Source organism: Pantoea sp. App145 (genome assembly GCF_047947045.1).
Classification (GTDB): Bacteria; Pseudomonadota; Gammaproteobacteria; order Enterobacterales; family Enterobacteriaceae; genus Pantoea.
In genome coordinates, this window is sequence record NZ_CP133291.1 from 382,311 (window position 1) to 398,923 (window position 16,613).

The window sequence follows — 16,613 nt, forward strand, 5'->3', positions numbered from 1 at the left end:
AAGCCTCTGAGCTTAGGGTTCAGGGCCGTATTGCAGTAAAAGCATGCGATCGTGGCGATACACCAGATCGGGAGGGGGAATGTCGGTTGGTGTCGTCTCACCACGACCCAGCATCAGCACCACTGAAACCGTTCCTTGCTTACGGTGCGTCGCCAGCCATTGAGGGAAGTCAGCTTTGCTGACGAAACGCGACTGAGAATCGGGATAGCTCAGGCCATAGCGGACTTCACCCTGTTTATCATAGAAATACATATCGCTACGTTGCAGTGTCCACGCAATGGTCGACGCGATGCCAGGGTCGTCACTCAGGATAAAGCGACTTTCCGCCAGTTTATCCGCAACGCTTGCTACAAAGACCTGGGGTTGTTTGGTGTTCTGTACGCTTTCCGGGATCGCATTACCGACACAGAGTGCCAGTGCCAGCGGGCAAAGCGCCGCAAGCTGCCAGCCTTGACCTTTCGCCCTGAGGCTGACAAAGCCAGCCAGTCCCCATCCGGCAAAAGTCACAGCCGCCATGATCAATGCGCCCACTTCATGCTGCTGATACAGCGGGCGATGGCTGATGCCCCAGGGCGCAAACACCACCAGTAAGGCGAACAGGCTCAGTGTGCCAAACAGGATATTAATCCAGGCATTCACCCGAAGAATGCGACTCGCCTTGCCCGCCAGCCGATGCCCATAGCAGGCCATCAAAATTGCCAGCGGCGCAAAGCATGGCAGGATGTAAGTCAGCAATTTGCCTTTGGCAATGCTGAAGAACACCAGGGGGATGAGGATCCAGCACAGTAAATAAAACCCACCGGGGGCGATTTTGCGCTCCGTCCAGCCCTGACGCAATGCGCCAGGCAGCAACGCCAGCCACGGCAGGGAACCGGCAATTAAGATCGGTATGTAATACCAGAATGGCGCTTTGTGCTGGGCATCGGAGTCGGCAAAGCGCTGAATATGCTCTATCCAGAAAAAGTAGTGCCAGAAATCCGGTTGTTGCTGATTAATTGCCAGCGCCCAGGGCGCACTAAGCAGTGCGGCGCACAGTACCGTAAGCGGACCAAAGGTCAGTAACTCACGGAAACGCTGGTTGCAGATGGCCCAGGGAACAATCACCAGTACCGGTACAGCCAGTGCCAGAAACCCTTTGGTCATAAATCCCATACCACAGGCCAGACCAAACAGGATATAGCCCACCAGCCGCTGGCGCAGAGTGTCCGCGCCGACGGCATACCAGTAACTGCACATAGCGGCGACCAGCCATAGCGACAGGATCGGGTCGAGAACGGCATAGGTGCCCACGCCATAGACTAGCAATGAGGTGAGAAAGATAACGCTGGCAGTAAGGGCGATCGCCCGGTCAGCATAAAGACGGCGGGCGAGCCAGAAAACCAGCACCGCGCTAACCAGCGTGGAAAAGACAGCGCCAATACGCACGGCGAAATTGTTATGCCCAAATAACCACTGGCCAATGTTGTTGAACCAGTAGCCGGCAATCGGTTTTTCGAAATAACGTAAGTCAAAGAAGTGTGGCGTGATCCAGTTGCCGTTTTGCAGCATCTCCCGGCTAATCTCCGCATAGCGCGTTTCATCAGGCTGCCAGAGATGGCGAAATTCAAGTGGCACCAAATAATAGAGGATCAGTAACGCCAGCAGTAGCAGCGTTTTTGTTGTTGCGGTCATACGCGATTCCCTGTGAGTTTTTCACACCACACCGAATTTTCCGGCCAGCACATGTTGCCAGGCCTGCTATGCAGTAGTTTCATTAAAGTATCCAGCAATAACAATTTAGCATAAAGTGCTATATATGAAACACCGGCACAGAGAAATTTAAGAATTTATTTCCCCGTTTAATTAACTTCGGGACGAAGAAAATTTCGCAGCCATTAATTTATAGCGATTGAGAGCATAACGCCTGATTCTTAACTGAACATTAAACGGCGAATTTTCATGTCCGTTCTGTGAGCGCAAGGCTGGCTTAAGGTTAACTTAATCTTTGGCGGTAAAAATTGTCGGGTCTGATAATGAGGTTCCCTATGCAATCCATGTTCTCCCGTCCAGCCAGCGAATATGCTGCTGTTATCCTCAGCGCTGTTAGCGTTATTAGTTTTTTGATCATCTGGTTTTCACTGTAATTCTGCGGGTATTACTGGCCGGTAAAGGTCACTCTGGCCCGGCAACCTGGCACACTGCCCCGATTCTCCAGTAAAAATTGCCCTTTATGCAGCTGAACAATACGGGTGACAATACTCAGCCCTAAGCCAATGCCACCAAAACGACGGTCCATCCGGACAAACGCCCGACTCAGTTCGCCAATTTTACTTTCATCAATCCCCACCCCCTCATCTTCTACCATCAGCACCGGAGATGGCTGCTTGCTGATCCGAATAGTGATGCAGGTATCGTGTGGACTGTAGCGATGGGCATTCTCCACCAGATTCCGCAGCATCACCTTCAGTAAAGTCACATCACCGCGAACGACGACCTCCTGCGGCATATTGAGAATTAAGACCTGCTGATGCAGCGCTAACATGGTTTCAAATTCATGTTTCATTGGCTCGACGACATCCCGCACCAGCCTGACATTCTGGTAGCTACCCGATGAAAAAGATTGCCCAGCGCGCGCCAGCTGTAGCAGTTGGGTCACGCTGCTGGTCATTTGGTCGAGGCGCTGCATCAGTGGCTTAACATCGCATTGATGTGTTCTTTCCAGCAGTTCCAGATGGAGTCTGAGACCGGCCAGCGGCGTGCGGAGTTCATGGGCAACGTCCGCGGTAAACATGCGCTCCCTTTCAAGGCTGGCGCTCAGACGTGATACCAGGCGATTGATAGCATGGGTCACTGCATCAATCTCCTGCAAAGAACTGTGATAGTCCACCGAGGTCAGCTTCTCCTCTCCACGATCCTCCAGGCATTTTTGCAGTTCTGATAAAGGGCGGGTCAGGCTGGTTATCGCCTGAAAACAGAGAAATAACGCCACCAGAATCATGACAATGCTGGGAAGCGCCAGGCTGATGATGGCTTCATGGATTTCTTTTTCCATATGCTGGTGTGGGTTGTGATTATCCAGTGCGGCATTCACCAGCAGCGCGATCTGTTCTTTGCTCTCATGCCATACCCCCCACACACTGATGGTCTGACAAACAATCAGAATTAAGCCAATCACCAGCAATAACCGCCAGCGCAGGGTGCTGTTTTTGCGGGGGCGTAACAGAGGCCAGAACATGGTCAGCCTCTCGCTTCTCTGGGTTTAGTTAAAATAGCTTTAATCCAGGGTGTGAATAATATTCTCATTACCCACTGAGAGAAAATTCGGGCAGAAGAAATCGAAAATTGAATTAATATTGATGGGGAAAGAACAAATAATAACGGATTCCTTACGATCCGCTGAAATAAAGAAAAGGGCATTCTCGACTGGCCTCCTCTAATGATGAAGAGACCAGTTTCTCACCGTTACATTAGGTGATCCTTAAGTTGCTATATGATAATTTTTATTTACGTATTTTGCGGTGTATTCTGACCGTTAATGTTCTCACCCACACGCAATCCTAACTTGCGCGCCAGTTCAGCGCCGTTCATCCGCACGCCCTCCCGGGCTTGTCCTGCCACCACTTCAAGCTGCCCTTCACCGCAGGCAATCACTAGCGGATCAAGGCTTAATACGGTACCGGGTTGGTCGAATAATTTATCCGCACTGACATGGCTTTGCCAGACAACAAAACGCTGCCCATAGGCCGCGCTGTACGCTCCTGGCCAGGGGCTGGCGAGTCCACGTATCAGATTGTGAATATCCTGCGCGGCGGCCTGCCAGTTGATCTCGCCATCCTCCGGTGTACGACGCCCGAAACAGCTTGCCTGAGACTCATCCTGTTCCCGCTCTTCCAGCTGACCAGCGCACAGCGCGGGTAGCCAGAGGGCCAGCATCTTTGCGCTGGTACTAACCAGCTTGTTATGCAGGCTATGGGCATCGTCCTCAGGCAATATTCTGACTTTTTCCTGTGCCAGAATCGGGCCACAATCAGGACGATCGATCATACGAAACAGCGTGACGCCGGTCTCCGCATCGCCCTTGATTAAGACCCAATTCAGATGTGCCCTGCCACGATGCGCAGGCAGCAAAGAAGCCTGCACACCAAACGCCCCACGACGAGGGATCGCCAGAATTTCACGGCTGAGTATCTGCCGAAATGACAGGCTGAACAACATATCGGGGACCAGCGTCTGCAACAGCGCTATCCATTGCGGCTGATTGACGTCATCCGGCATATACAGCGGAATATTGCGGGCCTGTGCCATCCGGGCCACCGAGCCATGAAAATGATTTTCGCCCGGTGCATCAGCATGCGTGAACACCGCGCAGATTTCAAAACCAGCGTTTTCCAGCGCTTCCAGGCCAGCACATCCCATATCGTGGTAGGCAAAAATGACAGCTTTCATTGATTTCCTTTGTATCGGTGGTAGCGGAGGGTAAGACGCATCTCATGATAGCGGGCGAAAATTAAAATATGCTTAAACACATTACTTTTCACAGATGTCAGGATAAATCCTGCGATTTCTCATAACTCATTCATTTTGCTTGCCGGTTATGCGGCCTAATCTGAGCGTTTAAAACCAGTTTTCACTTGCCGTAACGGCACGTGATTATTATCCTCTGGCAAAAAAAGGGACTCTCATGCCAACTTCAACGAAAAAATGGTTTTTTCCGGCGTTTGCTATTCTGCTTATCATCCTCGGTGTTTATAAATTCAATGCCTCCCGCAACAAACCTGACAACATCATCACCACCACCGTTCGTCAGGGCAACATCGAAAACGTCATCGCTGCGACGGGTAAAATGGATGCCATCGAACGCGTCAACGTTGGCGCTCAGGTTTCCGGTCAGCTCAAAAAATTGTATATCCGCACTGGTGATAATGTGCACAAAGGTGAACTCATCGCCGAAATCGATGACCAACCACAACGCAGTGACCTGCGCAATGCCGAAGCAGCGCTCAGTGTCGCCAAAGCGGATTTAGAAACCAAACAAGCCACCCTGGTGCGTCAGGAGGCGCAGTTCAAACGCCTGCAACAGATGCTGAAGATGAATTTAGTGTCCCGTCAGGATTTTGATACCGGCGCTGAAGCCTGGCGTATCGCGCGCGCTGAGCAAACTGCCCAGCAGGCGCGCGTGATTCAGGCGCAGATTGAGGTGGATAAAAAACAGCTCGACCTGAGTTACACCCGCATCATGGCACCGATGGATGGCACCGTTATCGCCATCATTACCAAACAAGGGCAGACGGTAAACGCAGCGCAAAGTGCCCCAACCATTGCCAAACTGGCGCAGCTGTCCACCATGACCATCAAGGTGCAGATATCTGAAGCGGACATCAACAATATCAGACCCGGGCAGCAAGCCTGGTTTACCACCTTCTCCGACCCGGATAAACGTTACAACGCCACTTTACGCAGTATTGAGCTGGCACCTGATACGGTGATGAAGGATGACGCGCTGCTGAATAACAGCGAGAGCAATCCCACCAGCGCCACCAATGCTGCGGTGTATTACAACGCGCTGCTTGATGTGCCTAACCCCGATAATTCCCTGCGCATCGCCATGACCGCTCAGGTCAATCTGCTGCGCGACTCCGCCAATAACGCACTACTGATCCCGGTTCAGGCGCGGAAAAAAGACGCTGACGGCAAAAGTTATGTTGAAGTCGCGGATGAAAATCAGCAGCCAGTTAAGCGCTACATCACTACCGGCATTTCTGACAACGTGGATATTCAGGTACTGAGCGGGCTTCAGGTCGGTGAAAAAGTCATTCTTGCCGCCCAGGCTGCTGGCGCAGAGAAGGTGGTGATGTGAATATCATCGAGCTGAAAAATATTACCCGCACTTACGCCTTTGGCTCGCAATCTCTGAATGTACTGAAAGATATCAATCTGAGCATTGCCGCAGGGGAAATGGTAGCGATTATCGGCCCGTCCGGCTCGGGCAAATCAACGCTGCTGAATATCCTCGGCTGTCTGGATGCCGCAGATAGCGGAGAGTATCACCTCAGCGGGCAGAACATCGCCAGTCTGTCTGCCGATGCGCTGGCAAAAGTCCGGCGCGAACATATCGGATTTATTTTCCAGCGTTATCATCTGATGCCGGATCTGAATGCCCTGAGTAACGTAGAGATTCCGGCCATTTACGCCAATGTCGCCGGGAATTCCCGTCGTGCACACGCCGCTCAATTGCTGGAACGCCTCGGGTTACATGGTCGTGCGCACCATAAGCCGGGGGAACTGTCCGGCGGGCAGCAACAACGCGTCAGCATCGCCCGTGCATTAATTAATGGTGCGGAAATTATCCTGGCAGATGAACCCACCGGCGCGCTGGATTCTCATTCTGGCGAGGAAGTGTTGCGCATACTCAGCGATCTTAACCGTGATGGGCACACGGTGATCATTGTGACGCATGATATGAACGTTGCTCAGCACGCGGATCGCATCATCGAAATCCAGGACGGCTCGATTGTCGCTGACAGTGGCCGGTCCGCAGAAACTGTACATTCCCGTTATCAGCCCACTGCGGCGAAAAGCCAGAGCAAATGGCGCGGCATCGGCGATCGATTACGCGAATCATTACGTATGGCACTGCATGCGATGAATGCCCATCGTCTGCGCACCTCGCTGACCATGACGGGCATCATTTTTGGTATCGCAGCCGTAGTGACGGTTGTCGCGCTGGGGCAAGGCGCGCGGCAAAGCACGCTGGAGAGTATTCAGGGTCTGGGCACCAATGTGGTGACCATTTATGCCGGGGGGGATTTCGTTGAGGATGAAACCCATCCCACGTTAACGCTAGTGATGTCAGATGTGCAGGCCATTGCCCGACAACAATTTGTTGCAGCCGTCAGCCCGGAAATGATGTCAACCCAGCCTATTCGTTACCTGTCAAATGCCTCCAAAACCACGGTTTACGGCGTAGGTAAGGATTATTTCCGCATTCAGGGTATTAAACTCACGGAAGGGACGAATTTTTCAGACGAACTCCACGCCACTCAGGAAATCATCATTGATGAAAATACCCGGAACAAACTGTTTGGTGATCAGCCGGGCAGCGTGACCGGCAAAATGATCATTCTCGGTTCCGTTCCGGTGCGGGTGGTTGGTGTAGCCAGGTTGAATGACGGTGCCAATCCTAATCGCCTTAATGTGTGGCTGCCATGGAGCACCATGATGTATCGCATCACCGGACAGACATCACTGACCAGCTTTAGTATCAAACTGAAAGATGATATCGCCAGTGGTCCGGCGGTCGCTGCGTTGAGTGAGATACTGACTGACCGCCACCGGGGCAAAGATTTCCTGGTGTTTAACCGCGATAAGTATCGCCAGGCTATCGAAAATGCCGCTGCCACCCTGACACTGCTGATTTTGATGGTTGCCGCTATCGCGCTGACCATCGGCAGCATTGGCGTGATGAATATCATGCTTGTGTCGGTTACCGAGCGCACTCATGAAATTGGTGTCCGTATGGCAGTCGGTGCCCGACGTGGAGACATCATGCAGCAATTTATGATCGAGGCCGTGCTGGTATGTCTGGTCGGCGGGGTTTTAGGGGTAGGACTTTCACTGGCAATTGGCCCGCTGGTCAGCCTGCTGGCGGGGGGGCTGCTGACGGCCATTTACTCCTGGGAATCCGCAGCCGCGGCATTTATCTGTTCAACCGTGATCGGGATGATCTTTGGTTACCTGCCCGCACGCAAAGCCGCACGCATGGACCCGGTGACAGCACTGGCAAGCGAATAAGCAATATCCCCGGGGCGGGTAACGCCCCTTTCACCACGCCATCGGTATAGTTCACCGATTAATTTCCCTTCAAAATTGTCACTCCCGTTTAACTTATACTAAGGTTTAGGTTGCATTCATCATGCGTCTTCTGCCAGGACGCTCACGATGACCATTCTGCGAATAAGGAAATTTGCCAATGCAATCTGAAATCAACATTTTCCCTGTATGCAACCGTGAAAGGGTGTTCACTTCTATTCTTAGCGGATATAACCAGGCAATGGGAGCTATAAGAAGAATAACCAATGCGCCCACTCTCCCCCTTTCCCGAATAATTTATCAATATTTGCCTGCAAGTGAGCCATTATTAGAAAAAAAACGGGAAGACTTTGAGAATGATTCATATCCTTATAAATACTATATTGATATATTTGTCGCAATGAAGATCATGAAGTCAAAAAAAGTTAAGCGACTTCTTGTTAAATTATACCAGGAAGATGGAGATAAAAAACCATCAATCAATGAGGTGACGAATGACTTTATCGAACTGACTGGAATAGCAAGGGGCATTCAGAAAAGAGTCAATCCGCGTATTTATAAAAAACTGGTGCAGGCTTTGAAAAAAAGTGGTGCACTACGTAAGCCTCCGGAAAATGTATTGCCCCCCCCCACGCCACGCGATACCGTGTTACTTAATTTTTTCTCCTCATTCATCGCTCCGAAATTCATTACACTCCCGGTAATTAATGAAGGGGTAAAAACATTAGTGATGTCAGGTATATCTCTATTCTCGCCCACGCTTGCTGGCGCGATTAGATATATCGATACGTTTAACCCAATCAAATTTCTATTCCCGGATGAAAACCCCCACAAATTTGCACGCCGTTTATGGCGTGAAGCGATGATGAAAGATCACTTACAACAACAAGACAGGCGTAACGAGGTCCACGCTTCAGCGACTTCCCCGCGATCGTCAGGCCGCGCTGTCGCACCCGACGCCCCGTTACTCGGTGCGACCGCCGCTGCCGCGCTGGCAGTTCGAGGCCCAGGGAATACCGCAGGTATCGCCGCCGCCGCCGCGGCACTGGTAACGGGTTCTTATCTGGCGTATCGGGTTTTTCCTTATCTGGTCAGTGAAAACAAAATAATCACTGAAGAGGATGTCCCTGTTGAAAATGAAATCATAGAAGCACAGCACGATGTGCTTTATGGTCCTTTACCACTCAGCCTGAACCTGACTAATAAGACAACGCCAGAAAACAGTACTTGTATTAATACTATCAGCATCGTCAGGGGGCTATTAAATTCAGCTCAGACCGGCATCAGACTGGTAGATGAATTCAGTCAATACATTCTTGATGAGCATAGTGATCTGAATATTAAACATACGGAGAATTTACTCAGGCAGATGGGTATTACTTATCTTACTCCTTATGACCGCGATGAGATAAATGCCATATTAATAGACGTTTTTTCTGTACTGCTGACACCGGTAGGCAGGAATAATATTCTTAATCTGAATGCGCTGGTCTTTTCCGTGGGTAAACTGGTGATTAAAATTTGGCGAGAGAATGCCAGTGGATTAGAAGACAACACCATTAGCTATGCGCTTAATAAACTTCACCTGCATATATCACGAATTCTTGTCAAGACCTTAGGGCTTATTGACGAAAGTAAAACCCGCCGATTCGCTAACTACATCATTACCCTTTCTGCACCAGACTTTATACAATTTGAAAACAATGGTCTTGGTTTGGAAAAAATCATCTCGAAAAAACTTAATAACTACTGGGCATGTATGGGGGAAGAATATCCACGCAACAAGGCTCTGCGTTTTGAAGATTTTTCCCGGGCGTTGCGCAAGGGGGAGCGTTTAGTCCATTTCCTGATCAGAGGAAGGTTTTATAAGGATATATTCTCACAAGATCCTGATGGTGCCAGGTTCGAAAATTATACACGAAGCGTTAATAAGGAGACAATGGAGTATCATGAAATAGATGTCGTACTTGAACGACAACTGTTCCTGACATTAAATGACATCATTATTTATCGATTCAGCCATCTGGGCGTTGACGTTACCCAACCAATGGATTTTGACCGGGCCACATTCAAAATACATCGTCATCCTGCCAGACATCTGGATTATCCTTACCTGCAAAACTGCAAAAATTTACTTTGTGCAATCCGGAGCTTCCCTGATGGCATAAAAGTGGTTTATGACAGCATGCCAAACTCTATTCCAGGACCATTGCGGAATCATAAGTATGACGGCACCACGGTTTTTACATTAAAACCTTACCCAAAGCGTCTTGAGTTACAAACGGAATATCAGGATATTTCAACAGAAATAGAAAAAGAACATATTGAACTCTATCGACAGGTTATTACACGATCATTTTCTCTGATAACTGAGGATGATAAAATATTCATTAACGATCCCAATGTCAGGCTTTCGGTTATCAACCTTGATAATCACCGCCTGCAACGCATCCGCTTTATGCTGACACATAAAGCCTTCAAACTCATCCCGGAAATAGCACAGCGGATGTCCTATAATGTGCGCCCACATTGTCAGACAGGTGTTCTTTTTTACGCAAAACATAGCCATAGCCAGGAAACCCGCATTTTCCAGTTAAATATAGAAGCCAGCCGCATTCAACTGCAATTGCCGATAACCCGCTTAGCCGTTAATAATACCCATGACATTACAAATTTAGGAGAGAGTTTCCTTAACCAACACTATGTCTTTATGGATGGACTTCTTTTCTGGGACCCTTGCGATGACATCATTGAACCAACTACATCATGGCTCGACCCGCCAGAAAAAGTGTGGAATTTCATTTCACAATACTACCAATATTATCGTGCTAAATGGTGCACATACAGCAGACCTGATCATTATATCGTTGCATTTTTTACTGAGAAGGAGCTAGGAACGTCCGATGTTGCCATACCATTGATAATTGATTTGGCTATCGAAAACCGCAAAAATTTACTTGAGTTGCAAAAAGAAAAAATCAACACGGCAACTGAAACTGAAAGCGAAAAAGATGAAAAGAGAGGAATGTGGGGGATTATTTCAGAATATTTTCCACTGAAAGAATGTTATGAACTCGGTAAAGATGTTTTTTATAATAGAGAAGATACCATTTATACTTCTGCGTCAATTGATTGGTTACGGGCCGGCATCTGTGCGCTTGATGCCCCCTTTCCTCCAGGGGTGACTAAATCGCTTAAAGTACTCGGCAATGGTGTCAGAGCACTCTATATACTGCGGATGCAAAAAAAACACCAGTTACGCATCCTGAATGAAAAAGTAACCCTTGCTCTGACAATGCCTCATACCAGCCAACAAGATCCTCTCGCAATTTTCGAACCAGCAAGAAAGTCTCTGGAGAATGAAATAAATGATATAACGCTATCACTCAAACAAACACAGGAAAAGGTTGCCCACACATTACTCCAGCTGGCTTCTATTCCTAGTAAAACAATGCTCCCTGAGTCTAATCTATCCCCTGATCGGTCCGCACCTCTGGCCATACTTCCGGGTATTTTTGGCCGGTTAAAAAAACATGCCCGGGCGCTGTACTCAGACATGGGTGAGTTGCCTTTTCAACGCTGGAATGCACCTGAATGGGAAAATAAATATAGCATTGAAAATTTTGCATTACCGATGCCTGCCCGAGTAAATATAACATGCTTTTCCGATGGTTCTCAGTCTAAAAATATCACCCTGAATGTTTTTGATATTCATCGTAAAAGCCCAGCGTTATATGTGGAGATGTTTTTCTCAGCTTTGAGGAATCCGGATGCGCAGGAAATTATCGAAACAGCAATGGATGGTGGATGGCGGATATCAAATGATTATGACCAGATGGCCATGTTTTGCTTTCGATCCTTTACCTTCCCGGTACGGTTATTTGTTAACAGAATTTTAGAACTCAATAGCTATTACAACCTCAATCAACACAGAACGGATATTGATGCGGATTTTTTCTATGATTATTTACAAAAAAATATTAACGATAATAAAACATTATCCATTCCAGATATTGTCCTGACCCCGGAGCAGAATCTTCTTATTGAACTATCCATGAATGTAATCAATAAGACATTCAAAAGTAATATTCAGGCTTTTGAAGCCAATTATCTGTTTATGCTCGATGATAGCCTGATGAGAAAAGGCACTGACTCGTTATTACGCCTTATCGGTGAAGGAGAGGATGCGCGGGCGGAAAAAACCCTGACACAACAGGACATACACTACGAAATGGGAAGGTTCACATTATATCTGACGCGTTCTTCCGCTCAGGAGAAGTTTCATCTGGCGGTTATAGATTTCCTGATTGATTTCATCCGGCAGGCAATAGAACAAAACCCGGCGGCTATTAATTTATTTAGTACCAGCATTGAAATTTTCAATAGCCGATGTAATGAATATCGTCTTAATCACCCAACGGCTGAAGTCCCTTCACTGGCTGAATTTATCCAGACCCGATTTCAGATAATGAAACGAATAGAAGTCATTTATGAAATATTTGCCCGTATTGAATACAGCGCCAAACTGCTGGCTGAATACCCTTCAGAAGAGTGGTCTGGCGCTCAAGTCCAGACTGACTGGCTGGCCGCTTTGCAGGAATACATGTCGCCGGATATGCGCTTTCAGAATATGAGGCCATTTCTTGCCGACGTCACCCAAAGATTGTTCGCCGACTGGCAAAAAATATTACACAATGCAACGCTGGCACGTGAAACTCAAATCATTAATGCTGATGAGATGAGACCAGAATTTATTGCGTTGGTCAGAAATGCTTTCAGAGAATCCTGTCTTATTCATCACCATTTGTTATTTTGCCAGTATTACCTGGTCGATGAGGGTTGCTGGTTTACATTCCTGACTAATGATTTTATCTCGGAAACCCATTTGCGTTCCCGCCGTCAGGTGTACAGTGAGCATCCTTTTGAACCTTTACCCGTTTTCCATGACGAGGAACTGATTGATTCATTTAATGCTCAGACAAACCCCTTATTATCAGTATTGAACCAAAACGGTACAGATGTTTACCAGGCAACGCTAAACAAGATCGTACAAAATTTTATCTTTTTTTCACTACTGCCCTTCCATGACAGATTATCTGGCCATCTTCTGACCATCCCGGCAGAGGAAAAGATCACGCAAAATGACATCGCATCCATGATCGAAAAACTTATTGATGAGGACGGTGAATTACAATCTGCCGAGATTTTGGTGTTACAGCGTTATCTCCCCGCCGGGACATTAATTGACAACGATCGCTTTCTCAAACTATGTAGTGATATTTTAAATCTGGCTGATCCGGCCATTCCGAATCTCTATCTTTATGTCTTTAACCAGCTGCAAAAGGTGATGAATTTACCCTGGATAACCCTGGAACAAATTACGGATGAAAGGTTCCTCAACCAGCAATCTATTAATTATATTCAGAATTATCAAAACATTCTGCCAGACAAACAGGGGCGAATAGTCCAGGCAATCACGCGTTTTATCAAAGCAAGCGTGCGCCATCATCTGGCATTTGCCAGCGTATTAAGCAACATCGACATCGGCCTGCAAAAACTGGTGATCAACGATGCGTCAGCACAACAGCTTTGTATTGGCGCAATCATCGCTCACCAGTTGAAGGCAGATATCCTTTCTCACAAACATTTACTGAAACTCTACAACGCCGCTATGCATGATGCGGGTTTCGTTCCAGTGATCCGCTTCCCTCAACTGGCACTGCTTAGCATGTATGGCAACCATTATGCCGGAGATGCATTGCATTCACTGGCCCGTTGCCTGTCCCATGCCGCTGAGGGGCAAACCCTGGTGCTTGCCTGTGTCACTGACAGCCAGAAACTAGCGCGCGAAATGATTGAATTCAGTTTCGACTCTGCCACTGCGGAAGAGCATCAACGTTTGCTGACTCTCGCTCTCACTACCCTCAGTGACCTGCATAAGCTACTGACTCACGCCCTGCCTGCGCAGTTCGATAAGGAATTGCGCCAGGCGCGCGATCGGGGAGAACTGCAGTTTAGCTGGTATTTGACACCGGAACAGGACGTCACCGTGGCGGGGATCGGCTTTACTACCATTGACCCAAACGATAGGTTGTTATTACCCCTCGGTCTGCCGCTGCCTGCCATTGGGCCGATGCGGCAGACGCCAGTTTCACGCGACGCTGAAGGCTTAACCCGCGTCTGCTTCGGGGATAAGCGTAAAACGAGCATGCCATTCACCTTTTACGAACTGACAGCAGAATCCCGTACCTATCCCGCGAACGAAACCGTAAGCACCACACTGGCAAGTCTGGTGGAATCGTCGCTGCGCCGCCAGTTTCAGCAACTTGCACAGGCTAAAAATGCCACCGAATTTACCGCACTGCATAATCAAACCAGAGAGTGGCTGGCACGGCATATTCCCTTTTACGCTGCTAAACGCAGCATTGCCGAAGAAGTGCAGTCTGCACGCATCATTCAGCTGGCCGCCCATCCCGACATCATTAAATGGAAAAACCGTAATCTGCATAAAGCAGCTAACCAATCATCGGTTGACTTTGTCGGTCAGGCTATTTCCGGGGTGATGGGTAAATTTACTGACTGGCCGATGATCGCGAAAGCATTAAGAACGCGCTGGACAATAGATGATACCTATTCTCCTGACGCCCTCCCCGCGACAGGATTTATGGGCATCTGGTGGGACCCGATAAGTTATGTCTGTTATCTCGGTTTTAGCACTGACAATCAACGTTCCCTGTATGCCAGCCTGGCAGGTAACCGTGAGGGGTTATACTTGTTGACAGATAATTATACCCATAGCCAAATCTGGCAATCGCTGAGCCTGCGTACAGAACTTCAGCAGGAATATCAGGCATTGCATAACGGAACGCTTACGGCGCAAATTTTCTTCGAGCACCATGTGCGTGCGGCATGGCAGCAGCAACACGCAACGTCCAGCGAAAACTGGCAGCTTATACCCGGACAAACTGCATCAGAGTTGATCCGGCATAGTGTGTTATATCCCGTATCCTATTTGCAACCAGAAATCCGGCAAAACGACACCTCGTTGAAACTCACCCCCTATATTCTGCAATTTCATACCGGGGATTTGGTTTTTATTTTCAGTGATAACAGTTACCGTGAAGTTAATTATCGTTTTCTTGATTCGCAAGGCAAGCTTCAGGTATTTCCCATCGGGAGACTTAACTGGCCACGCCAGATACGAGCCGCGAATGGGGCATCTTCTGAAGCGTTATTTGGCTCCACGATGGAAAGTTTTCTTGCACAGGAACAGAGACAAAAGTTACCCGATTTCCTGCCATTACTAACCCGTCAGCAACAACAGCAGATAAAAGCAACGCTGATGAATGGGCTGGGTGCGCAGCGGGAATACATTCATTCAATCAGTAATGCCACCTCAGGTATCCCGTTTCACTTTGAATTCAGTTTAGACGGACTCCTTGAGCTGGATCAGGCCCTTAAACGTAGCGGAACCAGCCTGAATACGGAGATTCACAAACATGGATTGAATGAACGTCCCTATGCAGAACTGGATCATGAAACCTGCAATATATTTTCCTGGCGCAACGCTGATCTTTATGATGTCGTGAAATGCAACCAGACCCTGGAAACTCTGCACAAAAAAAATGAAACCCTCACCAGACTGGTATTTATCCTGCAAAATCATACCGTGCTACAAAGACATCCGGAAATCAGCACCTATGGCTGGGTAGAACAAGGCAGTAAAATACTTTCCCACGCCATTACCGCCATCGAATGGTTCAAATCCCGCAAAACACGACCTGTTGATACTGACGAGGAACAAACACGATTGCACCAGAATTGCCTGGCGCCCAATAACTTCTTTAGTCATTACGACGAGCAACCTTTCGTGACACCGGAAATATTCATGGACGAGTGGCAATATCGCCTCATTCAATCCTGGCTGCCCCGCGATTATCAGGCGTGGATTCGGACTTTTACGCAACTCCGCATGCTGGTAATGGCCATCCCTGATGAGCGTCGTGCGAGTGATAATTTTCTGCAATTGAATGAACAAAGCTGGCAAGTGCAAAAGTTGCATAAGTACGCAGGCCAATTGCAGCAATGCATCAACGGTACGCGAAACTACTGGCAGCAAGTTCATATGCCTGAAAATCTGCTGTTAATCAGACCAGAAACCTCCCCTCTGGATATTAGTTTGTCTTCAACCAAAAATGGGCTGCCGGTACGTCTGATCGTATCTGCCAGGGTGGGCGATGTGACCACCGCAGGCAAGGCGCAACCATTACGGCTCAACCCTGAACATCACACGGATATATTAATGGCAAACTCCGCGCCTGCCACCACAACGAATTCAACGGTTCGTCTCGCAGGTCTTCATGGTGAGCCGCAGCTTTTACATGAATTCGCGGCCTGGGCGAAACATCGGCTGGCCGGGCCGATATTTATGTGTGAATTTTCCGGGGCGGGTTTTCTATTTCGTTTGCAAAACAGAATTCATCAGGTGATAGCAACCGAGTCTCAGGACTGGAATGCAGCTGAACAAAAATTTTATGCTGCGACAGAAACCACACAATTCCTGAAAATGATCGATTTTGGTGGTGCTGAATGCTTCCGTTATCTCGACTTTTTTAAAAATCTCTTTGCCAGCGAAATATTGGTGATGCGCCTGATCATGCCCGACCCTGAGATGGTCTTCGGGTTAATGTGTGACTATGTCAATAGGCAGCACCCGGAACGCGCTAACGAAGACTTTTCAATGGCATGGTTTATGTTCAAAGAAACGTTTGATATTACGGCAGGGGGTGAAGAACTACGGACTCCTTATTTAATTGGCGTGTAGC

General features: G+C 48.3%; 6 protein-coding genes. 3 read left to right on the plus strand and 3 right to left on the minus strand.

Translation table 11 applies throughout. The features are described from left to right. Positions 1 to 12 precede the first annotated feature (12 nt). The 3 genes from arnT to RCF31_RS21655 all read right to left on the minus strand — a co-directional run bounded on the left by arnT (position 13) and on the right by RCF31_RS21655 (position 4,425). On the minus strand, positions 13 to 1,671 hold the full coding sequence (gene arnT, locus RCF31_RS21645; protein ID WP_416413331.1) for a lipid IV(A) 4-amino-4-deoxy-L-arabinosyltransferase: 1,659 nt from the start codon (positions 1,669 to 1,671) through the stop codon (positions 13 to 15). Between the two features lie 463 nt (positions 1,672 to 2,134). Beyond that, positions 2,135 to 3,214, minus strand: coding sequence for a two-component system sensor histidine kinase PmrB (gene pmrB, locus RCF31_RS21650; protein WP_416413332.1), 1,080 nt, complete (start codon positions 3,212 to 3,214; stop codon positions 2,135 to 2,137). Positions 3,215 to 3,483: 269 nt separating this feature from the next. Continuing rightward, positions 3,484 to 4,425, minus strand: coding sequence for a formyltransferase family protein (locus RCF31_RS21655; protein ID WP_416413334.1), 942 nt, complete (start codon positions 4,423 to 4,425; stop codon positions 3,484 to 3,486). Positions 4,426 to 4,660: 235 nt separating this feature from the next. Here RCF31_RS21655 and RCF31_RS21660 point away from each other — a divergent pair, with 235 nt between their 5' ends. The 3 genes from RCF31_RS21660 to RCF31_RS21670 all read left to right on the plus strand — a co-directional run bounded on the left by RCF31_RS21660 (position 4,661) and on the right by RCF31_RS21670 (position 16,612). Next, positions 4,661 to 5,836 carry an efflux RND transporter periplasmic adaptor subunit gene (locus RCF31_RS21660; RefSeq protein WP_416413336.1) on the plus strand — a complete coding sequence of 392 codons (1,176 nt, stop codon included), beginning with the start codon at positions 4,661 to 4,663 and terminating at the stop codon, positions 5,834 to 5,836. Beyond that, complete coding sequence (locus tag RCF31_RS21665; RefSeq protein ID WP_416413337.1) at positions 5,833 to 7,770, plus strand: MacB family efflux pump subunit; 1,938 nt, start codon at positions 5,833 to 5,835, stop codon at positions 7,768 to 7,770. The genes RCF31_RS21660 and RCF31_RS21665 overlap by 4 nt, the downstream gene beginning before the upstream one ends. 178 nt (positions 7,771 to 7,948) lie before the next feature. After that, positions 7,949 to 16,612, plus strand: a complete 8,664-nt coding sequence (locus RCF31_RS21670; RefSeq protein WP_416413338.1) for a hypothetical protein — start codon at positions 7,949 to 7,951, stop codon at positions 16,610 to 16,612. The last annotated feature ends 1 nt before the right edge of the window (position 16,613 follow it).